The sequence below is a fragment of the Enterococcus mundtii genome (genome assembly GCF_002947535.1).
GTDB classification, from domain to species: domain Bacteria; phylum Bacillota; class Bacilli; order Lactobacillales; family Enterococcaceae; genus Enterococcus_B; species Enterococcus_B mundtii_B.
This window is the reverse complement of the sequence record NZ_PUAP01000016.1, coordinates 45,846-70,600: the sequence shown is the minus strand read 5'-3', so window position 1 is coordinate 70,600 and position 24,755 is coordinate 45,846. Positions and strand designations below refer to the sequence as shown.

At 37.4% G+C, this 24,755-nt stretch carries 21 protein-coding genes; 20 read left to right on the top strand and 1 reads right to left on the bottom strand.

All coding sequences use genetic code 11. The features are described 5' to 3' along the window. Nucleotides 1–16 precede the first annotated feature (16 nt). From CUS89_RS04590 to rlmD, 8 genes are all read left to right on the top strand, one after another. Nucleotides 17–427, top strand: coding sequence for a hypothetical protein (locus CUS89_RS04590; RefSeq protein WP_104871220.1), 411 nt, complete (start codon nt 17–19; stop codon nt 425–427). A gap of 270 nt (nt 428–697) precedes the next feature. Beyond that, nucleotides 698–2,941, top strand: a complete 2,244-nt coding sequence (gene pcrA / locus CUS89_RS04585; RefSeq protein WP_104871219.1) for a DNA helicase PcrA — start codon at nt 698–700, stop codon at nt 2,939–2,941. A 19-nt stretch (nt 2,942–2,960) separates the two neighbouring features. Continuing rightward, nucleotides 2,961–5,003, top strand: a complete 2,043-nt coding sequence (gene ligA / locus CUS89_RS04580) for an NAD-dependent DNA ligase LigA (RefSeq protein ID WP_104871218.1) — start codon at nt 2,961–2,963, stop codon at nt 5,001–5,003. A gap of 92 nt (nt 5,004–5,095) precedes the next feature. Next, nucleotides 5,096–5,401, top strand: coding sequence for an Asp-tRNA(Asn)/Glu-tRNA(Gln) amidotransferase subunit GatC (gene gatC / locus CUS89_RS04575; RefSeq protein WP_010735262.1), 306 nt, complete (start codon nt 5,096–5,098; stop codon nt 5,399–5,401). Then, on the top strand, nt 5,401–6,873 hold the full coding sequence (gene gatA, locus CUS89_RS04570) for an Asp-tRNA(Asn)/Glu-tRNA(Gln) amidotransferase subunit GatA (RefSeq protein WP_104871217.1): 1,473 nt from the start codon (nt 5,401–5,403) through the stop codon (nt 6,871–6,873). The genes gatC and gatA overlap by 1 nt, the downstream gene beginning before the upstream one ends. Then, complete coding sequence (gatB, locus tag CUS89_RS04565; protein WP_010735264.1) at nt 6,870–8,300, top strand: Asp-tRNA(Asn)/Glu-tRNA(Gln) amidotransferase subunit GatB; 1,431 nt, start codon at nt 6,870–6,872, stop codon at nt 8,298–8,300. The genes gatA and gatB overlap by 4 nt, the downstream gene beginning before the upstream one ends. A gap of 9 nt (nt 8,301–8,309) precedes the next feature. Then, nucleotides 8,310–9,356 (top strand): diacylglycerol kinase, encoded by a 1,047-nt coding sequence (locus CUS89_RS04560; RefSeq protein ID WP_104871216.1) that lies wholly within the window; start codon nt 8,310–8,312, stop codon nt 9,354–9,356. Nucleotides 9,357–9,519: 163 nt separating this feature from the next. Continuing rightward, nucleotides 9,520–10,884, top strand: coding sequence for a 23S rRNA (uracil(1939)-C(5))-methyltransferase RlmD (gene rlmD, locus CUS89_RS04555; protein ID WP_104871215.1), 1,365 nt, complete (start codon nt 9,520–9,522; stop codon nt 10,882–10,884). Between the two features lie 577 nt (nt 10,885–11,461). On the opposite strand, the gene CUS89_RS04550 is transcribed toward rlmD, so the two are convergent. Next, nucleotides 11,462–12,337: an Rgg/GadR/MutR family transcriptional regulator gene (locus tag CUS89_RS04550; RefSeq protein WP_181055306.1), complete on the bottom strand. Its 876-nt coding sequence runs from the start codon at nt 12,335–12,337 to the stop codon at nt 11,462–11,464. Between the two features lie 218 nt (nt 12,338–12,555). Between CUS89_RS04550 and CUS89_RS04545 the strand changes: the two genes are divergently transcribed. The 12 genes from CUS89_RS04545 to CUS89_RS04490 all read left to right on the top strand — a co-directional run bounded on the left by CUS89_RS04545 (nt 12,556) and on the right by CUS89_RS04490 (nt 24,748). Then, nucleotides 12,556–13,767, top strand: coding sequence for an aminotransferase class V-fold PLP-dependent enzyme (locus tag CUS89_RS04545; RefSeq protein ID WP_104871213.1), 1,212 nt, complete (start codon nt 12,556–12,558; stop codon nt 13,765–13,767). Further along, on the top strand, nt 13,757–14,380 hold the full coding sequence (locus CUS89_RS04540; RefSeq protein ID WP_104871212.1) for a hypothetical protein: 624 nt from the start codon (nt 13,757–13,759) through the stop codon (nt 14,378–14,380). Before CUS89_RS04545 ends, CUS89_RS04540 begins: the two co-directional genes overlap by 11 nt. Next, nucleotides 14,373–14,678, top strand: coding sequence for a nucleoside triphosphate pyrophosphohydrolase (locus CUS89_RS04535; protein WP_104871211.1), 306 nt, complete (start codon nt 14,373–14,375; stop codon nt 14,676–14,678). Before CUS89_RS04540 ends, CUS89_RS04535 begins: the two co-directional genes overlap by 8 nt. Then, complete coding sequence (locus tag CUS89_RS04530) at nt 14,653–15,927, top strand: glycosyltransferase family 2 protein (RefSeq protein ID WP_104871210.1); 1,275 nt, start codon at nt 14,653–14,655, stop codon at nt 15,925–15,927. The genes CUS89_RS04535 and CUS89_RS04530 overlap by 26 nt, the downstream gene beginning before the upstream one ends. 12 nt (nt 15,928–15,939) lie before the next feature. After that, nucleotides 15,940–17,088 (top strand): tetratricopeptide repeat-containing glycosyltransferase, encoded by a 1,149-nt coding sequence (locus CUS89_RS04525; protein WP_104871209.1) that lies wholly within the window; start codon nt 15,940–15,942, stop codon nt 17,086–17,088. Next, on the top strand, nt 17,060–17,821 hold the full coding sequence (locus CUS89_RS04520) for an HAD-IIB family hydrolase (RefSeq protein WP_104871208.1): 762 nt from the start codon (nt 17,060–17,062) through the stop codon (nt 17,819–17,821). The genes CUS89_RS04525 and CUS89_RS04520 overlap by 29 nt, the downstream gene beginning before the upstream one ends. Next, on the top strand, nt 17,814–19,031 hold the full coding sequence (locus tag CUS89_RS04515) for a PTS sugar transporter subunit IIC (RefSeq protein ID WP_104871207.1): 1,218 nt from the start codon (nt 17,814–17,816) through the stop codon (nt 19,029–19,031). Before CUS89_RS04520 ends, CUS89_RS04515 begins: the two co-directional genes overlap by 8 nt. A 571-nt stretch (nt 19,032–19,602) precedes the next feature. Beyond that, on the top strand, nt 19,603–20,517 hold the full coding sequence (locus CUS89_RS04510; protein WP_104871206.1) for a hypothetical protein: 915 nt from the start codon (nt 19,603–19,605) through the stop codon (nt 20,515–20,517). A 27-nt stretch (nt 20,518–20,544) separates the two neighbouring features. Next, nucleotides 20,545–21,498 (top strand): ABC transporter ATP-binding protein, encoded by a 954-nt coding sequence (locus CUS89_RS04505; RefSeq protein WP_219843335.1) that lies wholly within the window; start codon nt 20,545–20,547, stop codon nt 21,496–21,498. Nucleotides 21,499–21,518: 20 nt separating this feature from the next. Beyond that, complete coding sequence (locus CUS89_RS04500) at nt 21,519–22,580, top strand: extracellular solute-binding protein (RefSeq protein ID WP_104871205.1); 1,062 nt, start codon at nt 21,519–21,521, stop codon at nt 22,578–22,580. After that, on the top strand, nt 22,577–24,241 hold the full coding sequence (locus tag CUS89_RS04495; RefSeq protein ID WP_104871204.1) for an ABC transporter permease: 1,665 nt from the start codon (nt 22,577–22,579) through the stop codon (nt 24,239–24,241). The genes CUS89_RS04500 and CUS89_RS04495 overlap by 4 nt, the downstream gene beginning before the upstream one ends. Continuing rightward, the gene (locus CUS89_RS04490; RefSeq protein WP_104871203.1) at nt 24,242–24,748 is read left to right on the top strand and encodes a metallophosphoesterase family protein; all 507 of its coding nucleotides are present in this window, start codon (nt 24,242–24,244) and stop codon (nt 24,746–24,748) included. Nucleotides 24,749–24,755: the final 7 nt, after the last annotated feature.

Sequence of the window (24,755 nt, the reverse complement as noted above, 5' to 3'; positions counted from 1 at the left end):
AAAGGTAAGGGATAATATGGATACGAATATAGAACTGAAAGGGGAGCTAGGCGTTTTAGAAAGTCGACCGCCGACTGAAGAAAGCAAGCCTCCTCCTAATGAGAGCAAACCACCGACTGAAGAAAGTAAGTCGCCAAATGAAGGCAGACCATCGACTGATGAAAGTAGTTCTTCGGATGAGACCACATCAACGACAGATCAAACGTCTTCCTCTGAACAACGTGAACAAACAAAAGACACCAGCGCGGTCGTTCGAATTGATAATCGAAGTAATAACCAAGTCCCCATCAAGGTAGAAACACAAACGATCGATTATTTTCCAAAAACGAATGAGCAAACCGAGCCTTTATTTGTTACATGGGTAGGGATTTTCCTAGTGATTGCAGTCATTAGCTACCATATCATTGATCGTAAGATGAATAAATGAACGAGTGGACTGAATAAAGTGAAAGCTGAGACGTGTTTCAATGTCTCAGTTTTTTTATGGATGTCGAAGGTTAGCTGATTGATGATAAGTCCGTCATGTTAGTTTGATACTTTCGCGATCAAAAATCGCAGATCATCGGACCAGCAAGTGTACTTTCGGAAGTATTTACCCGTTCACAGATATTTTCCTTCAAGATCAAGAAACTTCACTTTATTGCCTATCGTGATAATGCTATAATTAGAAGGATTGATAATAGAAAGGATGTTGTGAATGTCATCCAAAGAAAACTTATTAAAGGGAATGAACCCTCGTCAAAAAGAAGCGGTTCTACATACGGATGGCCCGCTTTTATTGATGGCTGGCGCTGGCAGTGGGAAAACACGCGTTTTGACGCATCGAATCGCTTATTTGATTGAAGAAAAAGAAGTGAATCCATGGAATATCTTGGCGATCACTTTTACCAATAAAGCGGCAAAAGAAATGAAAGAACGGGTCAACTCCATTCTAGAAACAGGTGGCGAAGATGTTTGGGTCTCGACCTTTCACTCCATGTGTGTCCGTATTTTAAGACGAGATGTGGATTATATCGGCTATAATCGAAACTTTACGATCATTGATTCTTCCGAACAATTATCGTTGATGAAACGAATTTTGAAAGAACTGAATATCGACCCTAAAAAGTACGATCCAAGAAGTCTTTTAGGCTCGATCTCGCAAGCAAAAAACAGCTTATTGTCACCAGAGGCTTTTGCGAAAATGCAAGGCAGTTATTATGAAGAAATTGCTGCGAAATGCTATGCAGCATATCAAAAGGAACTCCAATACAACCAATGTATGGATTTTGATGATCTGATCATGAATACGATCCGTTTATTTGACGAGCATCCAGATTCGTTGACGTATTATCAAAACAAATTCCATTACATCCATGTAGATGAGTATCAAGATACGAACCACGCACAATATACGCTGGTCAATTTACTCGCTGGACGTTTTAGAAATCTTTGCGTAGTAGGAGATGCAGATCAAAGTATTTACGGTTGGCGTGGAGCAGATATGCAAAACATCTTGGACTTTGAAAAAGATTATCCAGATGCTGCGGTGATCTTGTTAGAACAAAACTATCGCTCAACAAAAACGATTTTAAATGCAGCGAATCAAGTCATCGAAAACAACAGCAATCGTAAACCCAAAAATCTTTGGACGGAAAATCAAGATGGTAATAAAATCACCTACTATCGAGCAGATAATGAGCGTGACGAAACACGTTTTATTGTAGAGAGAATGCAAGAAGAGATCCAGACGAATCGCCGCAATTATGGAGACTTTGCCATTCTTTACCGAACGAATGCGCAATCGCGTGTGATGGAAGAAACTTTGCTGAAAGCCAATATCCCTTACAAAATGGTGGGGGGACATAAATTCTACGATCGAAAAGAAATCAAAGATGTTTTGGCGTATCTTAATGTGATAGCAAATCCTCAAGATTCATTGAGTTTTGAACGGATCGTCAATTCACCAAAACGTGGGATCGGACCAGGCTCGGTGGAAAAACTCCGTAGTTTTGCCACGATGCATGAATGGCCATTGCTTGAGGCTGCAAGAAATGTTGAATTAGCGAACATCGGCGGAAAAGCCGGAACGCAATTAGGCTCTTTTGGCGAGATGATGCACCAATTGACTGAAATGATCCCTTATTTGACTGTCACAGAGTTAACTAAAGAAGTCTTAGAACGTAGCGGCTATTTAGATGATCTAAAAATCCAAAATACCTTAGAATCACAAGCACGTATCGAAAACTTGGAAGAGTTTTTGACGGTGACCCAAGAATTTGATAAACAATTCGAAAAGGAAGGTTTAGAGAACGCCGACTCACCAGAGGACAAGCTGGTCGTCTTTTTAAATGATCTTGCACTTGTTTCAGATATCGACAGTTTAGAAGAAGAAACTAAGCAAGTCACCTTGATGACGTTGCATGCTGCTAAGGGTTTAGAGTTTCCGGTCGTATTTCTGATCGGGCTAGAAGAAGGAGTTTTCCCACTTTCTCGTGCCTTGATGGAAGAAAGTGAACTGGAAGAAGAACGTCGGTTAGCTTATGTAGGGATCACCAGAGCGGAAGAAGCATTATTTTTAACAAATGCCTTTTCGCGAACGTTGTATGGACGTACGCAATACAATCGACCATCACGTTTCTTGGAAGAAATTGATCAAGAATTATTAGATATCCACGGGATGCGTCCAACCTCTAATGCCTCTCAACCGTCACCTTTTCGTGCGAATAACGCGACACCTAAGTATCAACAACCGACAAAAGCAGGTGTGTCAGCAAAAGTCGCTACAGGTGGCGAAACAGGTGGTTGGAAACCAGGAGATAAAGTCAAACATAAAAAATGGGGACCAGGGACAGTGGTTAGAGTAAGTGGTGACGCAAAAGACCTTGAACTGGACATTGCTTTTCCAAGTCAAGGAGTCAAGCGTGTATTAGCCGCTTTTGCACCAATCGAAAAAGTTTAGTTCAATAGGGGGAGAAAAAATGGAACACGAAATGACGATCGATGAAGCGACAAAAAAAGCAGAAGAACTCAGAGTGCAATTGGATCGATGGTCTCGTGAGTATTATGTGTTGGACCAACCAACAGTAGAAGATTACATCTATGACAAAACCTATGCCGAATTAGTGGCGATCGAAGAACAATATCCAGACCTGATCACTGCAGATTCACCGACACAACGAGTAGGTGGAAAGATTCTTTCAGCATTTGAAAAAGTCACACATGATATTCCATTATATAGTTTGAACGATGTCTTCAGTAAAGAAGAACTGTTAGCATTTGATCAACGAGTCCAAAAAGCAATCGGCCATCCAGTCGATTATTGTTGTGAATTGAAAATCGATGGTCTATCGGTATCCTTGCGTTATGAGAATGGTGAGTTTGTTCGGGGAGCTACTCGGGGAGATGGTTCTGTTGGCGAAAACATCACAGAAAATCTAAAAACTGTGCGTTCTGTTCCGATCAAGTTAAAAGAACCGATGAGTATTGAAGTACGTGGCGAATGTTTTATGCCAAAACGTTCATTTGTCAAATTGAACCAAAAAAATGAAGAAGAAGGCAAACCAGTCTTTGCCAATCCTCGGAATGCTGCGGCTGGTTCATTGCGCCAATTAGATTCCAAGATCACAGCGAAAAGAAATCTTGATACGTTCTTGTATACCGTAGCAGATTTCGGACCGATGCAAGCCACTACACAATACGAAGCGTTAGAAGAATTAGATAAAATCGGCTTCCATACGAACCATGAAAAACGACTTTGTCACTCAATCGACGAAGTTTGGGCATTCATTGAAGAGTACCATGAAAAACGAAAAGACTTACCTTATGAGATCGATGGAATCGTTATTAAAGTCAATGATTTTTCATTGCAAGACCAATTAGGCTTTACGGTCAAAGCGCCACGTTGGGCGACTGCCTATAAGTTTCCACCTGAAGAAGTAGAAACGGTCATCGAAGAAATCGAATGGACGGTCGGCAGAACGGGTGTAGTGACACCGACAGCGATCATGACACCGGTTCGTGTCGCTGGAACGACGGTCAGTCGCGCCAGTCTGCATAATGGCGATTATATCCAAATGAAAGATATCCGCTTGAACGACACTGTCCAAATCTACAAGGCAGGGGATATCATTCCTGAAGTCGCACAAGTCATTTTAGATAAACGTCCTAAAGACAGCGAGCCATATAAAATGCCCGAGCATTGCCCTGTTTGTCACAGTGAGTTAGTCCATTTAGATGAAGAAGTTGCCTTGCGTTGTATCAATCCAAAATGTCCAGCGCAAATGAAAGAAGGACTGAACCATTTCGTTTCCCGAAATGCGATGAACATCGATGGCTTAGGGCCAAGAGTCTTGGAACAGATGTATGATAAGAAATTAGTCGCGGATGTCGCTGATCTTTATAAACTGACAGAAGAAGAATTGCTGACACTAGATAAAATCAAAGAAAAATCTGCCAACAATATCTTGACTGCGATCGACAATAGTAAAGACAATTCTGTGGAACGCTTGATTTTTGGTTTAGGTATCCGTCACGTCGGTGCCAAAGCTGCAAAAATCTTAGCGGAGCATTTTGGTGATTTAGAAACATTGAGTCGCAGCGATTTTGAATCGATCATCCAATTAGATGCGATAGGTGATATCATTGCGGATAGTGTAGTCACTTATTTTGACAATGAAGAAGTCCATGAACTGATGGAAGAGTTAAAACAAGCAGGTGTCAACCTTGAATACAAAGGGATTCGTTCGACACAGCTAAAAGAAGTAGAATCACCATTCAAAGATAAGACGATCGTATTGACGGGCAAACTAACTCGATTCACAAGAGAAGAAGCCAAAGAAACGATTGAGAATCTTGGCGGAAAAGTCACTGGTAGCGTGTCGAAAAAAACAGATATCGTTGTCGCTGGCGAAGATGCGGGTAGTAAATTAACGAAAGCCCAAGAGTTAGGGATCGAGGTTTGGACGGAAGACCAAATGGCTGAAGCGTTAGCAGAGAGTCATCCTGTCGAGGGAACAGAATAATTTTTCAGATAAATTTCAAGAAAGAATTTCAGAATGCGAAATTCTTATGTTAAAATAAGAAGCAAAGTTTTCATTTAGAAAGAAGGGGTACTATGGCGATTAGTGAAGAACAAGTAAAACATGTAGCGAAGTTAGCCAAACTAAAATTTGCCGACGAAGAGCGCGCAGGTTTTACTGACCAATTAGGAAAAATCATTGACATGGTAGAAATGCTGGAAGAAGTAGATACAGAAGGCGTACCATTTACATCAAACGTCGTTGAAACAGTCAACGTTATGCGACAAGACCGTGCACAACTAGGTTGGAGCAGAGATGAATTATTGAAAAACGTACCAGAAAAAGAAGATGGGTTCATCAAAGTACCAGCAATCATCGACAATGGGGAGGCTGGCGCATAATGACAGAATTATACAATCGTTCATTAGAAGAACTACACGACTTATTAGTGTCAAAAGAAATCACAGCACAAGACTTAATGAAAGCTACCTTCGATCGTATCAAGGAAACAGAACCTGCGATCGACGCATTCATCACATTGAATGAAGAAAAAGCTTTAGCCCAAGCCAAAGCTTTGGATGAAAAAGGCATCGACGAAAACAATGTCCTTTCTGGTATCCCGATCGGTATCAAAGACAACATTGTGACAAAAGATCTTTTGACGACGGCAGCTTCAAAGATCCTTTACAACTTTGAACCGATCTATGATGCGACAGTCATGGAAAAAGTATACGAAGCAGATATGATCCCTGTTGGGAAATTGAACATGGATGAATTTGCAATGGGCGGAAGTACCGAAACTTCTTACTTCAAGAAAACAAAGAACGCTTGGGATCAAACAAAAGTTCCTGGCGGATCATCAGGTGGTTCAGCAGCCGCAGTAGCCGCAGGACAAGTGCCAGTTTCTCTAGGTAGTGACACTGGTGGAAGTATCCGCCAACCAGCTGCTTTCAATGGGATCGTAGGGATGAAACCTACTTATGGTCGTGTGTCACGTTTCGGTCTGATTGCATTTGCCTCTTCGCTAGACCAAATCGGTCCAATGACGCGTACCGTCAAAGATAACGCATTAGCATTGACAGCAATCAGTGGCTATGATGAAAAAGACGGTACTTCATCAGGTGTATCTGTCCCTAACTTTGCAGAAGGTTTGACTGGCGACATCAAAGGAATGAAGATCGCTTTACCTAAAGAATACTTAGGTGAAGGTGTCGATGAAGGCGTGAAAGAAGCGATTCTTAAAGCAGCAGAAACATTCCGTTCATTAGGTGCAACAGTAGAAGAAGTCAGCTTACCTCATTCAAAATATGGCGTGGCTGTCTACTATATTATTGCTTCCTCTGAAGCAAGTTCAAACTTACAACGTTTTGATGGCATTCGTTATGGCTATCGTTCAGAAGATGTCAAGAACTTGGATGATGTTTATGTCAACTCACGTTCAGAAGGTTTCGGAGAAGAAGTAAAACGTCGTATCATGTTAGGGACTTTCTCATTGAGTGCCGGCTATTACGATGCACATTTCAAAAAAGCAGGACAAGTTCGTACATTGATCAAACGTGACTTTGAAAAAGTCTTCGCGGATTATGATTTGATCATCGGCCCTTCTTCACCAACAGTGGCATTCGGTCTCGGTGAAAATATCAATGACCCGATCACGATGTACATGAGTGATATCTTGACGATCCCAGTGAACTTGGCAGGACTTCCAGGCATGTCTGTACCTGCGGGCTTATCTGAAGGATTACCAGTCGGCTTACAGATCATCGGAAATTATTTCGAAGAGAAAACGATGTATCAAGCAGCTTATGCGTTTGAGCAAGCGACTGAGTACCATCATCAACAACCAGCTATTTTAGGAGGGAAAGCCGAATGAATTTTGAAACAGTCATTGGACTTGAAGTCCACGTGGAATTAAAAACCAACTCAAAAATCTTCTCTCCAGCTCCTGCGCATTTTGGTGCTGAACCAAACAGCAACACCAATGTGATCGATTGGGGATACCCTGGAGTTTTACCAGTAATGAATAAAGCAGCCTTAGAATTTGGGATGCGTGCGGCGTTAGCATTGAATTGTGAAATTTCAAAAGATACTCATTTTGACCGCAAAAACTATTTCTATCCCGACAATCCTAAAGCTTACCAAATCTCACAATTTGATCAACCGATCGGTCATGATGGCTGGATCGAGATCGAAGTAGAAGGCAAAAAGAAAAAAATCCGGATCGAACGTGTACATTTAGAAGAAGATGCAGGTAAAAACATGCACGGTATTGGTGGCTACTCATATGTCGATCTAAACAGACAAGGAACACCGTTGATCGAGATCGTTTCAGAAGCAGACATGCGTTCACCAGAAGAAGCCTATGCTTATTTAGAAGCTTTACGTTCTGTGATCCAATTTACTGAAGTCAGTGACGTGAAACTAGAAGAAGGTTCGATGCGTTGTGATGCCAATATTTCTTTACGCCCGTATGGACAAGAAGAATTTGGGACAAAAGCGGAATTGAAGAACTTGAACTCCCTTTCTTTTGTCAAAAAAGGTTTAGCGTTTGAAGAAAAACGTCAAGCAAAAGTATTGTTATCTGGTGGAGAGATCCAACAAGAAACTCGTCGATTTGATGAAACAACGAACAAGACGATCTTGATGCGTGTCAAAGAAGGTTCAAGTGATTATCGTTACTTCCCAGAACCTGATATCCCAAGATTCGTGATCGATGACGAATGGATCCAACGAGTGAAAGCGAGCTTACCAGAAATGCCAGCTTCTCGTCGTGTACGCTACATCAGCGAATTAGGCTTACCAGAGTATGATGCCAAAGTTTTGACGCTATCGAAAGAAATGTCTGATTTCTTTGAAGCAACATTAGAAAACGGGGCAGATGCCAAACAAGCATCCAACTGGTTGATGGGTGAAGTATCAGCTTACTTGAACAGTGAGAAATTGGAATTAGCTGAAACGAAACTAACACCTGAAAACTTAGCAGGTATGATTCTTTTGATCGCAGATGGTACGATCAGTTCTAAAATTGCGAAAAAAGTCTTTCGTGAGTTGATCATGAATGGCGGAGATGCACAAAGTGTTGTTGAAGCAAACGGTTGGGTCCAATTATCCGATCCAGCGAAATTATTACCGATCATCAATGAAATCTTAGATAACAACCAACAATCTGTTGATGATTTCAAAAACGGAAAAGACCGTGCAGTCGGTTTCTTAGTTGGACAAATCATGAAAGCTACAAAAGGACAAGCAAACCCAGGTGTGGTCAACAAATTGCTAAATGAAGAATTAGCGAAACGATAGAGGGATGCTATGAAAAAAGCGCGTGTGATCTATAATCCGGTCTCAGGTAAAGAATTGTTAAAACGTAATCTTGCCGACATCCTCCAAGCATTGGAGGAGTCGGGCTATGAAGCAAGTGCTTATGCAACGACTCCAGAAGAGGACTCGGCAAAAAATGAAGCACGACGAGTCGCTGAATTAGGTTTTGATCTTGTCGTTGCTGCTGGTGGCGATGGGACGATCAATGAAGTCGTCAATGGTATCGCCGGATTGGAAGTTAGACCTAAAATGGCGATCATTCCAGCGGGTACGACCAATGATTATGCTCGCGCCTTGAAGATTCCTCGAGATAATATCAAGGCAGCAGCAGAAGTCATCAAAAAGAACCAAACAGTCAAAATGGATATCGGTCAATCCGACAATAGCTATTTCATCAATATTGCAGCTGGCGGCTACTTGACAGAATTGACCTACGAAGTTCCTTCCGAATTGAAAAGTATTTTTGGCTATCTTGCATATTTGGCAAAAGGAGCAGAAATGTTGCCACGCGTCAAACCGATCAAGATGCACTTGAAGTATGACGAAGGAGAATATAACGGCAATGCTTCGATGTTCTTTTTAGGTTTGACGAATTCTGTTGGTGGCTTTGAACAAATTGCGCCTGATGCAAAGCTAGATGATGGAAAATTTTCTTTGATCATTGTCAAAACGGCGAATATTTTTGAGATCCTACACATTGCTGCATTAATGCTCAATGGAGGAAAGCATGTAGATGATCCAAGGGTCATTTATACAAAAACAAGTTCTCTTTATGTTGAAACCGAAGACAATGCGAATCGCCCTGTCATGATCAATTTAGATGGCGAATACGGTGGGAATGCGCCGATGCATTTTCAAAATCTTCATCAGCATATCGAGTTTTATGCAAACACGGATCAAATTCCAGATGAGGCAATCACTGGTTTTGAGGAAGAAGAACTAGAAGAAGTCAGCAAAGAATTTGTCAAAGAAGTAGAACGTTTGACGGATGAAGATATCGATGGCGATGGAAAAATTGCTGACAAGGATCAACACTGAGCAAAATTGGACGACTATTCGAAGGGAAAAACAAGGATCATAAAAATAATTGCTTTTTCCAATAGACTGAAGAAAAAAGGGCTGGGAATGAATGGATCTCCCAGCTCTTTCCTTTGTTGAACGGACAAAATTAGAAACCATTCAAAAGAATAGGAGTAATGAAATGACACAAACAATTAAGAAAAATGAACGGTATACTGTTGATATCATCGATTTAAGTTACGAAGGGTTAGGTGTTGCGAAAATCGACGGTTATCCATTATTTATTGAAAATGCTTTGCCAGGAGAACAAGTGGAGATCCTTGTCGTAAAAGCAGGCAATAAATTTGGCTACGGTAAGGTCGAAAACTGGTTGACGACGTCACCAGACCGTCAAGAGATCACTAGTAATGTTCTATTGCGTACTGGAATCGCTCCTTTAGCCCATTTAAGTTATGAGCAACAATTAATATTCAAACAAAAACAAGTCGAACATGTCTTAGCTAAAATCGCTAAAATGCCTGAAGTCACAGTACAACCAACGATCGGTATGGAAGAACCTACAGGATATCGTAATAAAGCACAGATTCCTGTTCGTCGTGTCGAAGGCGAATTAGTGACTGGTTTTTACAAGAAAAATAGTCATGACTTAGTGGAAATAGAAGATTTCTTCATCCAAGACCCACAAATCGATCAAGCCATCATCAAGGTAAGAGATATCTTGCAACGCTTCCAAGTACGTGGCTACAATGAAGAAAAAAATGAAGGACAAATTCGTCATATCATTGTTCGCAGAGGTCATTACACGCATCAAATGATGGTGGTTTTAGTCACTCGAAAAGAAAAGTTCTTCAAAGCAAAAGAAATCGCTGAAGCCATCCATGAGGCTTTACCGGAAGTGGTCTCTGTGATCCAAAATATCAACGAAGAAAAAACAAATGTCATTTTAGGAGAAAAAGAAAAAGTTCTTTTTGGTCAATCGTATATCGAAGATCAGTTACTTGGCAAGACCTATCGTATTTCTTCTAAATCCTTTTATCAGGTCAATACGTTGCAAACCGAAGTATTGTATCAAAAAGCGATTGAATTTGCTGAATTGAAAAAAGAGGATGTCGTGATCGATGCCTATTCAGGAATTGGAACGATTGGTTTATCTATAGCGGATCAAGTAGCAAATGTTTATGGAATGGAAATCGTACCAGCAGCGATTGAAGATGCGCAGTTCAACGCATTGACGAATAAAATCGAAAATGCCCATTACGAAGTTGGAAAAGCTGAAACAGTCATGAAAAAATGGCAAGAAAAAGGAATCAAACCAACTGTTTTAGTTGTCGATCCTCCAAGAAAAGGCTTAGACGCTCGCTTCATTGATTCAGCGATCGAGATGGCCCCAGAACGAATCGTTTATATCTCATGCAATCCTGCAACGTTTGCTAGAGATGTGAAGTTGTTTGCAGAAGATGGTTACAAGTTGGAAAAAGTCCAACCAGTTGATTTATTCCCACAAACACACCATGTGGAATGTGTCGGATTATTACGTAAAGGGTAATTGAATTAAATAAGCAAAATAGATGAGCGCAGGGAATTATTCCCTATAAACTCATTTTGAAAGACGTTTCTGTCAAAAGAAACGTCTTTTTTGGGTGAATAATAGTACTACTTATCAAGGAGAGCTCTTCTAAAAATTGTATCGTACTCAAAATAGAAAAAGAGAACCGAATTTTCACCTAAAATTAGCAACGTACATAAAATTTTCACATTCACAAAGGGCTATCAACTAGACCATCATATTAAAGCTAGAGGAGAGCAACTAGAAATTCTTTATGCCAATAGATTGTTGATTTTGAAAACTATCAAAAGATTTTTAAAAGTTTTGGGGTCTAATCCTGAATATACTTGATAGGTCAAAAATATGTAAAATAGACGATTGATACTATCCATATTAGACTTTTTAAAAAACTTTGTGTATAAAATTTACAATCTTTAGTGGTTTTATAGATTCAAAGTATCAGCATTTTATTGATGCTTTTTTCTGACATCCACTCTTGTTAATGGTTTGGAGCCATAATCACTAGCATCATTTTTGGAAGATGGAAAGATTATAAGTAAATCCTTTTGAAGTTACCTCAATCCAAGCATTTTTTTGCGAAAGCCTCCATTTCTTGAGCATAATCATTAAAATCCAATAGTCTAAACATATCGATAAATGAATCAATCGTGTTGGAATTTTTGACGGTAGGATCATATTTACATTTTAAGATCTCAGTAAAAATTTTATATAAAATACGTTCTCTTACATAATTGATCGTGTTGAAACTTTTGAGTTCGGCTAAATAGAAGTTCATATTTTCAAGCTCGTCTCTTTCAAATTTCAACATGATAACGTTGATTATAAAGAAGCTATATAATTTGTAAAATTTAAAACTTCCTCGCACATTCCGATATTTTTTTCGAAGAATTTTTACTTTTGAAAAAATATAAGCATCATTAAAAAGTGAGAGACAGTTGGAGAATAAATTTAATTCGAATGCTCCCCATACTTCTACATCGTTTAAATAGTTCTTTATAACCATAACTTCATTCTCTGTGATAATAAATTTTTCAGCTCTGATTTTTCGATATAATAATAATTTGTATTGGATAAATAAGTAATAATAATAGAAATCATTACTTTCCATGTATAGCTGATATGTATGGTTGATTTTTTCTTCTAAGTCAGTCCAGTTATACGTATAATAAGCTTTTTCCAATACTTTATTCGCCTTTTCCTTATTTGTAGCGACTGTTTGATTGGGCCATTCTTCATTAAAGTGCAGTAAAAAGTAATCTTCAATAGAAATATTTAATCTGTCCAAGTACGATTGGAATAAATTCAAAGAAATATTAGTTCCAGTATTTTCAAAGGAAGAAAGTGTTGTTCGACTACAAATTCCTTCGCTTAGAGTTCTCTGACTTATATTTCTTTCTTTTCGTAATTTTTTTATTATTTCATGATGTTTCATTGGTAAACACCCCTTTTGACGGAAATCTGTACATTGTGAAAACATTATATCATATTCTAGATATAATATTTCTAGTGATAGATACAGCGTCAAATAATAAGTATAAGAAAGGTGCCTAATATCAAAAGAATAGTACATAAGATTTAGAAAAAAGACAAGGTTTATATTTTTTAGTTTAAATATAAATAATCACAGATTACTATATTGGAGGCGATCCTATGGATTCTATTTACTTTGACAACGCATCAACCTCATTTCCTAAAAGTAAAAAAGTATTGGAAAGTATTTCAGATTTTATTAAAAATACTGACGGTAGTTACAATCGTTCAGAATCAACTGAAGAAAGTGATTATATCTTTGAAACTAGGAGAAAAATAGCAGAGCTTATAGGAGTGAAGTATCCAACTCATATTATATTTACAAGTAATGCAACAGAAGCTCTGAATACCATTATTTTTGGATTCGTGAATAAAAACGCAAATATAGTTTCTACTGTTACAGAACATAATTCGGTAATACGTCCGTTAACCTATTTACAAAAGAGTAGAAATTTAACAGTTGATTGGGCTGAATGTGATCGCTATGGGTTAATCAATGTAGATGAATTAATTGATTTTGTCGATGAAAAAACAGATCTTGTTATAGTAAACCACGGTTCAAACGTAACTGGTCAAGTACAACCAATCGCCGAGATTTGTAAGCGCGTAAAACAAAAAGGAGATATTCCTATTTTGATTGACATGTCTCAAACCTTAGGGCATATAGAAATTGATAATAATAATCTTGAAGCAGATTTTATCGTTTTTACTGGTCACAAAGCTTTGAAAGCGCTAACTGGTATTGGTGGGTTTTATATCAATCCTAAGCATACTAGTATTTCTCCTTTGAAAGTTGGCGGCACCGGTGTTTTATCAGAACTTCTTAGTCAGCCAAGGACTCTTCCATATTATTTTGAATCAGGTACATTGAACTATCCAGGAATTTTTTCTTTGTATTGTAGTTTATCAGAAATGTCTATAGAGACTTTAAAAAATAAAAAAGAATACATATATACTCTGACGGATTATTTAATAAATAAATTAACTGATATGCATGATATTGATGTTTATAGCAATGCCAATGTATTAGGAATCATTACCTTTAATATTAAAGGAATGATTCCTGCACGAGTTTCTAGCTTACTTCAAAAAGAACATATTAAGACACGCTCAGGTTTGTTATGCGCACCATTTATACACCATTATGTTCATGACAATGTATATGGTTGTGTGAGAATTAGTTTATGTGAATTAAATACAAAGGAAGAGGTGGACAAATTAATACATGTTTTGAGAGGGATTTGTCACAACGTGGAAGAATATCAAAATATTAGGCTTCCAAAAGTTTATGAATTACCCATTCCAGAGAGGAAGTATTTCAATGCAAAATAAAATGATTGATTTTTGTACATTTTGTTCCCAAGAAGAGGATAAAATTTATATCAAAACTGAAAATTTTACAGTGTGGTTATCTATCGGTCAAATTGTTGAAGGTTATTCACTAATCATGCCTAATGATCATTATCATTGTATTGGTGCTATGCCGGATATTTTCCAAAAAGAATATCTTCAATTAAAGGAAAAAGTACGAAATTTATTAACTAAGTATTATGGGGCGTGTATTTTTTATGAACATGGACGTGTAGGCTATTGTAATGTCCAACCTGGCGAACAATTATGTTACCATGGGCACTTGCATGCGGTACCTATTGCAATTGACTTATTAGAAAGTTTCAAAGCGGATGGATTATTTCCTATTGAATTAGAAGATGATCGTGAATTTTTCAAGGCGTATATGGAGTATGGTCATTATTTATATTATGAAGATGTAACTTCAAGGAAGTTTCTTGTACCGATAACACAACCTTTGCAAAGACAGTATTTAAGATTTTTAACTGCAATAAAAATTGGAAGACCAGAATTAGCAAACTGGCAAGAATATCCTGAGTGGAATAAATTTTATTCAGCGAAGAAAAAGTTAACTATAGGTGAAAATGATGAATAAACTAATTAGAACCAAATTAAGAGAAAAAATACTTGAAACTGATCCAAACGCTAAGTTCATTGAATTGACATCAGTTGAAGTAGAAATTGAACTTGAAAAGAAACTATTAGAGGAGGTACAAGAATTTATTGATGCTAAAAGTGTGTATGAAAAAAATGAAGAGATGGCAGATATTCTAGAAGTGATAGATGCATTTTATCGTTTTGACTTATTAAAAAAAGAACAAGTATTGCACGCTAAAACTAAAAAGTACGAAGAACGAGGTGGGTTTAATGAAGGAATATATTGGAAACAGTAATATTCATTCCTTTGTAACTGTAGCAATGAACAAATCTAAAGAATTGAATAGATTATTGGAATATATCGAGAAGATCATTTGCCCTGATTTATACCAATTTGAATGGATTATTGTAACAAATGACTTAATTTCAACTAGTTCTATTCCAAATGTATCTATTTATGAACATGCACAAGGAAATATTTCTCAATTAAGAAATTATGGAGCAAATTTTGCAAAAGGAGAATTTATAACTTTTCTAGACGTAGATATGATATTCAAGAAAGATTTTTTAGAAGAAATTATTCTGAAATTGAAAAAAGTTACAAAAAAAACTGTGCTTTTACACTATATTTATGCATTTAATGTAGAAGATACCATACCTAATCGATCTATTTTTAAAAAAATATCTCCGATGAATTTGGGCCAGTTCTTAAAAATATATGAGGACGTCTGGAGTGATTACAGAAAAGATGTTTTTCAACTGTACAAAAATGATTTATCAACGATGAGAGCTCCCTGGGTATATGGATGGAGTGGTGCTTTCACATGTAATAAATTCGAATTTAAAAAAGTGAATGGATTTGATGAATCGTTTAGTGGCTGGGGAGCAGAAGATACAGATTTGTCCTATCGGTTATTTCTAAATAATAATAATTTTGTGATTTCTGAAAAATCTCCTGTTGTTCATTATCCGCATCCAAGTAAGTCAAAAAACATTTCCAAGGAGTATTTTAATAATAGGTGCAAACTTTTTATGAAGAATCCAGCAATAGAAAGTGAACTATATCAATACGTTACAGGGATAAATTTGAATAACGTCCTCAATAAATTAGAAGTAACTGTTATTTGTTCGATGTCACCAGTTTATGCACACCATGACTTGAGTGCTATCAAGTCAAAAATGAAAAGCAATAATTTATTCATAGGGACTGACTCACTTGGTATATTAAAACATTTATTGCCCCAAGAAATACTAGTATGGTCCGATAGGTTTGAGCAAGTTGTGAATAATCATCTTTCGACGATCAAGACGACTAAATATTTTGGTGTTTCTACTAATTACAAGGATAACTATTTTGATTGCGTATTTCTTTTTGACGCAGGAATTTCTATACTTCCAACTTTGAAAAAAAGAATTTTTATGGAAGCATCTAGAATTGGAACAGAAGTGTATCTTGTTAAAGATCCTTTGTTTTATCCATTGGAAGAATTTAAATTAGAAACAACTGAATTTCTAAATAACGAAATAATTAATATTGAAATTTGAGGAGGCCTTTGGATGAGCTTAGCATTATGTTTAATGATGAAAAATGAAGAAGAATTTTTAGATGATTTTTTTCGAAACTGCTTTGCTGATAATATTTACGTACTTGATACGGGATCAACTGATAAATCAATTCAAATTGCTGAAAGTTATACATCTAATATTTATAGTAAGCCTTTTAATAATGATTTCTCAGCTATGAGAAATTATTTGCTAGAGAAGGTAGAAGAAGATTGGATATTATTCTTGGATGCAGATGAGTTACTATTGAAATCGGATTGGTACACAATTAGACATTTTATAAAAAGTAATAGTGATGATAGTAATATTGGTGGCTACAGATTTTTAAGGTATAACTTTTTTGGAACAGGTGGGTGGTACTCTGACTCAATGGTGAAATTGTTTCGGAATCATTGTGGATTTAAATATTATAAAAAAGCCACCGAAAAAATAGAACCATCAATTAAATATAATGGGTTTAGTGTAGACGATATTCCTATTATACTCAATCATTTAGGCCACCTAAGACCCTTCAAAGAACGTCAAAGGAAAAATGAAAAGTATATTCAAATAATGAATGAGCAAATTTTGAATAACCCAAAAGAGACACTAGCAAAATCTTATTTGGCAATCATTCAAAGAAATGCAGGAAAACTAAAATTAGCAAAAAAGAATGCGCAAGAAGCAGCAGAAGCTAATCCAAATAGTGAAATTGCTCAACTCTTTTTAGGATATATTTTTAGAAGCGAAAATGATATTCATCGATCAAAAGACCAATTTCAAAAAGTACTGATCATTAATCCTAAGAATACTAGGGCTCTAAATTCATTAGGAATAACAGAACTCTGTTGTGGAAATTATGAAACTGCTAGGAAATTTTTCGAGAAAGCATTTAAAATTTCACCTCTGTGTATACACATATATATAAATATAGGGCTAACCTACTTTTTTTCCGAGAACTATTTTCAAGCACTCTCATTTTTCAAGCATGTGCTTGAGATCAATCCTTATTTTGGTATCGCTACGACGCAAGGAATTTTAGAGATGGACATTTACAAGTCGCATTATTATGAAACAATTCCCAATTATTGGGGAGTGAGAACGTATATTACAATTTGTGAAAAGGAGTTAAGGAATGATGGATTCTCTTTTTTTTATAAGTGACATCGATGGAACGATCTATAGAGAGAAAAAAGTAACAGAAGAGGAATTGCTCTTTTTAAATTCTGTCTCTAAAAGGCATCCAATTGTTTTGGCTACAGGAAGAAATTACGCAATGTTCCATCGTTTTATACAAGAATATAACGTTGAATATGAGTATTGTATACTTAATAATGGTGCTTTAGTAATGAATAAACACGGTTCCATACTTTTAAGTTTAACTATGAAAACTAATATGATATTACCGATAGTTCAAGAAATCTTATTAAAAAATAAGACCATTGTCAATATTACATTTAGCTATCTTCAACAGAATATTTTTTTAGAAGGAATCCATAGTAATAATTTTTTGAAAAGAGTATCCAATATCCCTTTAATAACAAACTCTGTTACTTTAGAAATAAATGGTTATAAAGAATTATTCAATGAAATAGATATTTTCACAAAAGCTATAGAGCGGACAGGATTTCAGGTGAATAAAAATAAAAAATATATTGATATTTCACCACTTGGGAGTGGAAAGGCTAGTTCCGTTATTTGTTTAGGAAATTTAGTCGACGCTGATGTCAGCAACTCAATCATTGTTGGAGATGAATTAAATGATAGAGAGATGCTTATGCTTACCGAAAAGTCATATTGCATGGTTAATGGAAATAGTGAATTATTTACTGTAGCAAATAATATTATTAGTTCACTCACAGAAATCTCCTTAAAAAAGGAAGAACAAAATGAATAAAGTATACAGTACGATTGAAAATAATTTACTTTTAAAAATATTGCGAAATAGTTTTATTTCATTGATGCCAATTACGATTATCAGTTCTTTTTTTATTCTGATAGTGAATTTTCCTATCCCAACTTTTACTAAATTTATGGAAAAAAATTTCGATTTATTATGGACGACTGCCCTTCCTTCAATTCCCAATGCTTTTAATAATCTGATAGGTTTGTTTATTTTAATATCAATTGCCTATAATTATTGTAAAATAAAAGAGAAAGATTATATACTGTACATCACATCGACAATATTCGCTTATTTTATTTTTTTACCGCTTGAATCCCCAGATCAATTGATCGATTCACTTGGATCACAAGGTATATTCTTTTCGATGCTTTGTGCTCTTATGACATGCGGTATATTAACTGTAAGTTTTAAAAAGAAAAAAAAGATAAATCTACATTCTTCTGTTCCAAGAGAAGTAGCAGAAAGCTTTGAATATTTGTTACCATTGCTTACGACCACGGTAGTATTATTTTTGATAAAATTAGTGTTAGTAACTTTAAAAATAGACAATCCATCTAGTATGATCAATGGATTAATCCAAGTACCGATTACGAATTTAGGTAGTACTCTTCCAGCAGTTATCATCATAAATCTAGGAATTACGTTGTTATGGTTTTTTGGATTTAATGGGAGTTATCTATTCAATTCAATAATGAATCCGATTTATTTTTCATTAAATATGGAAAATCTTTTGAGTATAACCAAAGGAGAAGTTCCTCAAAATATTATTACTGGAACATTCCAATCTTTATTTATTAATTTTGGAGGAAGTGGCAGTACCTTCGCATTAATTCTAGCAATACTATTCTTCTCAAAGAATAGCGACAAAAAAAGTATAGCAAAAGTGTCATTTATACCAGGTTTATTTAACATAAACGAGCCTATAATTTATGGCCTTCCGATTTTACTAAACTTTAGAGTATTTATCCCATTTATTCTTTGTCCAGTAGTCAACACAGTCATAGCTTATTTTTCTATGAGTGTAGGAATTGTAGCGAAAACAAATGGCATCCAAATTCCATGGACGACACCACCTATTATTTCTGGATTCCTATCCTCTGGAGTTTCTGGAGCCTTTCTGCAAATGGCTTTGATTGCATTGAACATCATGATATATGCACCGTTCGTAACGACTAAAAAGGAAGGAACTTTTATTGGATAGGTACGATAGATTTGTTGTACTTTCATTCGTTTTAAACTAGAACTATCATAAAATATCCAAATGTCTTGTTTGATTCAAAATACTTCTCTCATCGGCTTATTGAATAACATATCTTCTTTACATGGCCATGCAAGACAGCATAAATTGAACATTGATAAAAAGCGTTGAAAATGAGGTCGGGATAGAAGTGTTCAGCCTCGACAAAGAAGGCGCCATCCACGAAAATTGTTCTTCAAATTTTTGTGGATGGCGCCTTCTTACTGAAGAGATTACTCCTGTTCCCGTCGTTTATCCGTTTTCAGGGGGGCAAGAAGACTAATGTCCCAGACACTTTTTAACGCTTTTTATGCGCACTTGAATACATCTAAGGAATAAGAGATAGAGGTAATAGGAAGCCTGATTCTTTAAATTCTATACTCGTGTTTTTTTATCATACAGTTTTAAATAACGTTTCAAATTATGATTTTTACATATTTTTGACTGGATATTCACTGGATGTTTACTGGAAATTGACAAATGATTATTATAATAGATTTGTAACATGTGAAAATAAAAAGCTAAGAGGTGTGAGATGAGAAATTTGTTAAAGATGACGATCAAAAATTGGATGATGCCAGCTTTACTTTTTACGATAGGAATCAGTGCCCTGACTTTTTTTTCTGAAGATGTCGCTTCTGCTTCACGAGAATCAACGGTGGATACAGAGGTGAAATTTTTACTTGAGCCTAGGCTCGTTTTAGATGAGGATGGTAATTTATCTTCTTCTTTTTTGCAAACACTTGATTTGACCGTCAATCGCCAGCGTCGGATCGACATGCAATTCATGGATACATTGGAGCAACGATTCAATGATCAAGGATGGATTCATCGAATCAGACAACGAAATTGGCAAAATAATTGGCAATTGACTTATAGAAAAAGATTTCCTCTTGTTTGGCCTGTGACGGAAGATAGTATCCAGACAGCCGTAAAAATAGCGGAAAATGAAGGATTTACGGAAGAGGATTGGGAATTTGAAATCGATTGGAGCTATGATTCAGCGGTACTTAGTGTCTCTTCGACAAGAGCAGTCGACTTGCCTCTTGGGGTACGTCCTGGGACCTTACCTGATACTTCCCTTGTACAGCGTTTGCTGATCGCTAATCAGCCAGCATTAGTTCCCTTTACTGACTACAACCAGATGATCAACCAGACATTGACCCATGGTCCAGTGTACTTTGATCGTTATGAGTTTACTGTACCAGAACTGGGTGGTAGTAATGCGTTAAGAATCGAAGTTTTATCTATAAAAACGGAAGACGGACAAGGAATCGAATACATTGTAGAAGCCTCTTTCGTTGGAGAAAACCAAGAATTAGCTGCAACAGAAAAACAACGAAACTATTTGTTCGACCGTCTTTCGACTATGGAAAATCTAGTCGTGCCAAAGAGTGGTTTACGAACTTCGACGATTTTACAAAGATATAAGCATACACAAAATGCCTGAAACATCGCAAATTTAGGGGGAGCAAGCGTGAGGATCACCATAAAAAATTTAAAAAAATCATTTGGCACTGCGGTTGTCACAAATATGGAAGAACTGACCTTTGAACAGGGAAAGATCACTACGATGCTTGGGCCTTCTGGTAGTGGCAAAACGACCCTTCTCAGGATGATCGCTGGTTTGGAAACACCGGATTACGGAGAAATCTGGTTCGACGAACAATGTGTTTTTTCATCAGAACAAAAGATCGATCTTTCGCCAGACAAACGAGAGTTGGGCTTTGTTTTCCAAGATTTTGCGCTATGGCCTCACTTAACAGTATTTGAAAATGTCGCCTTTGGTTTACGAGCGCGTAAACAAAAAGAGGAGTTAAAAGAGCGAGTGATGCAAGCGCTAGAGACTGTACAATTGGCTGGTTTTGAGTCCAGATATCCTCATCAATTATCTGGTGGGCAACAGCAACGTGTGGCATTTGCACGAGCGATCGTAGTAGAACCGAACTGTTTGCTCTTTGATGAACCAATGTCAGCCTTGGATGCGGTATTGCGTAACGAGATGCGGATCGAATTGAGAAATTTAGTGAACCAAATCGGTATCACTGCGATCTTTGTCACACATGACCAAGTAGATGCGATGAGCATGAGTGATGAAGTGATCGTGTTAAATGAAGGGGTTTTGCAACAAAAAGGCACACCGGAAGAGATTTATAATCGTCCGAAAAATGAATTTGTTGCACGATTTATTGGACGCTCGAATTGGCTTGACACAAAGCAAATGTTTCGCCCTGAGTCGGTCAGCTTAACTCCTGATCCGGTGGCTGAGAAGTATCAAGTTTCTGTGATTTCTAGCCAGTTTATCGGTCAAGGATATGAACTATGTTTAGAAAAGGACGATCAACGTTGGTACGCAGTATCGACACAGAAACCGCAAACAACAAATCTAGATATTTACGTAAAGAAAGAGCATATATTACAAATAATATAGAAGAATGAGGGAATTAGACGATGAAAAAATGGTTAGTTGCAGGAGTGGGTATTCTATCGATCATTTTAGCTGGCTGTGGTTCAGCAAATGGAGACACGTCAGAAAATAGTTCAAATGCTGCATCGAGTAGTGAGTCGAAAGAGGAAACAGGATCAACGGAATTATCAGGGGAAGTATATGTTTACTTACCAAGTCCGGCAAATCTTGGAGACCAACTAGCAGCAGACTTTGAAGAACAAACAGGCGTTAGAGTCAACGTTTTTCAAGGAACAACGGGAGAAATCTTAGCTCGTCTTGAGGCAGAATCGGCGAATCCAGTAGCCGATGTCATCATGCTCGCTTCTTGGAGTGATGGGCTTGGTTTGAAAGCCGATGATGCACTGATGCCTTATCTGCCAGAAGGAGCGGACAACCTTCATGAAGGGTGGGCTGATGCGGACAATATGCTCTTTGGCGCAAGTGGTTCAGCAGTCGGAGTCATCTATAATACTACGCTATTTCCAGAGTTGGATGCGGACTGGGATGAACTAGCTTCTGAAGAGTATCAAGGGGAATTAGCCTTTCCCGATCCTGAAAAATCTGGTTCTGCTAAAGACTTCTTAGCAGGTTTTATCAATAATAAAGGGGAGGAAGCTGGTTGGCAGACTTGGAAGGATCTAGCGGCTAATGGGATGACGATCCCTGGCGCGAATGCAGCAGCACTTGAAGAAGTTACTACAGGTGCGAAAGGGATTCTTGTAGGTGGTGTCGATTGGAATGCTTATGATTCGATCAGTAAAGGAGAAGCGTTAGAAATCTACTACCCTGAAGGTGGAACTGTCGTGAATCCTCGTACGGCGATGATCCTCAATTCAAGTCGAAACGTCGATAATGCCAAAGCATTTATGGACTATCTGCTATCTGATCGTGCCCAACAGCTGATCAGTGAAGCTTACTTGATTCCTGGTAGAAGTGACATCACGAGTACGCAACGTGAAAACTTATCAGATATCAACACACTTGATGTTGATTGGGACTGGATGATGGAACACGCTTCTGATATCACGAGTGAGTTCTTGTCAGTCATGGAGTCCTCTCAATGAAGATACATGCTAAAAAGTGGACATATGGGGCAGTAATCCCCATATGTCTTCTCTTATTCATACTGACAGGCATTCCTATCGGTGTCATTTTTTATCGAGCTTTAGTCTATGAAGGATCACTGGATGTCGGACAAACGATCCAAACGATCATGAATCCAGATAATCTACAAACGATCACAAATACTTTGTTTTTAGGGATTGCGGTCGTGATCTGTTCGACTGTGCTTGCTTTACCATTAGCTTTTTTGACAGTCAGAACAAAGATCGCAGAGAAAAAATGGCTAGATATCGTTTTGCTGATCCCCTTTATGACACCGCCATATATTGCTTCGATGGGCTGGATCTTATTTACGCAACGTCGTGGACTGTTTCAGCAGATGTTTCCTTTTACAGGAGATTTTTCCGAAAACTTTTTTTCATTTTGGGGTCTTGTGTTAACAATGAGTTTTCATCTATTTCCTTTTATTTTGACGATTTTAAAAAATGCGCTATTGAATATCGGAGCAAGTCTAGACGAAAGTGCAGTAATCTTTGGCGGTGGCTTTTTTTATCGTTTACGCCGAGTGACTTTACCGTTGATCACAGGAAATTATGCCATTGGGGCTTTGCTTGTGTTTGTCAAAGCAGTTTCAGAATATGGCACACCGGCAACGATCGGCCAACGTATCGGCTTTTCTGTCTTTGTTACGGCAATCCATCATCATGCAACGATTGCACCGATCAACTTCAACGCAGCAGCTAGTTTATCAAGTTTACTGATTTTCATCTGTTTTTGTATTTGGTTTATACAAAATTATGTAACGGCAAAGAAATCTTATAAATTAGTCGAAGGAAAAGGTACGAAGCGCGTGGTCAAAAAGCTAGCTCTTCACCAAAAAATCGCTGCTTGGGGCTATATCATTGCTTTATTAGTAGTAGCAATCGGCATTCCATATTTTTCAGTTGTGATGACATCTTTGATTCGGTTGAGAGGACAAGGAATGGTCAGTGGAAACTTTACCCTTGCTCATTATAGCCAACTGTTGACTGAAAATCCTCGAGCGTTACAAGCATTTAAGAATAGTCTGTTTTTGGCATTTTTTTCTGCGACGATTGCGGCAGTTTTAGGTACCATCTGCGCGTCGATCATTTACTTTAGTCAAACCAAATTTCGAAAGGTGCTACACGTGATGAGTTTGTTGCCAGACATGTTGCCGAGTATCGTTTTCAGTATCGGCATCATGATATTTTGGAATAGTATTTTCCATATCATTCCACTGTATAATCATATCGGGATCATGCTGTTGGCTTATGTGACTCTTTTCCTTCCTTTTTCGATACAGTATGTGACCTCTTCGTATACCCAGATCGCTGATTCGTTGATCTGGGCAGGTAGTGTCTTTGGTGGAAAACCTTTCTATGTGTTTCGCCGGATCATCTTTCCTTTGCTGTTGCGTGGAATTTTCGTTGGCTGGATGATGACCTTTATCATTTCATTTCGTGAATTGGTCACTGCAAGTATTCTGTCCCCGCCGAATACATTAGTCGTGTCCACTTTTATCATGCGGGAGTTCGAACAAGGCAGTGTTTCAGTTGGGATGGCGATGGCTGTATTGACTGTTCTATTTACTACAGGTACGTTGATCGTCATCAATTCTTTTTTAAGACGGGAGGAAGTATGATTGAAAGCTCTGATCGTTAGTGATAGCCATGGGGCGACAGAAGAACTGCAATTACTTCGCCAAAGATATGAAGGGATCGTTGATGTCATGCTTCATTGTGGTGATTCTGAATTACCGGAAGATCATCCAGCTTTACAGGGATTTCAAGTAGTAAACGGTAATCGAGATCTCTATGGATCGACCTTTCAAGAGGAATATCTGAATGAGATCAAAGGGACAACGATTTACATGGTCCACGGACACTGGCATGGAATCAAATATTCGTTCAAGAAAGTGGCAAACCGAGCGAAGGAACTAAATGCTACGATCGTATGTTTTGGCCATTCACACGTCCGAGAAGCATCAATGGTTGATCAAGTACTTTGTATCAATCCAGGAAGTTTCCGTTTCCCTAAGCGCTACCTTGAGAAAAGCTATGTGATCTTGACCTGTGATGAACATACAAACATCGTACGTTTTTATGATGAAAAGCATAAAGAAATCAATAAGTTTGAAATTTCTAAGTAAAAATGTG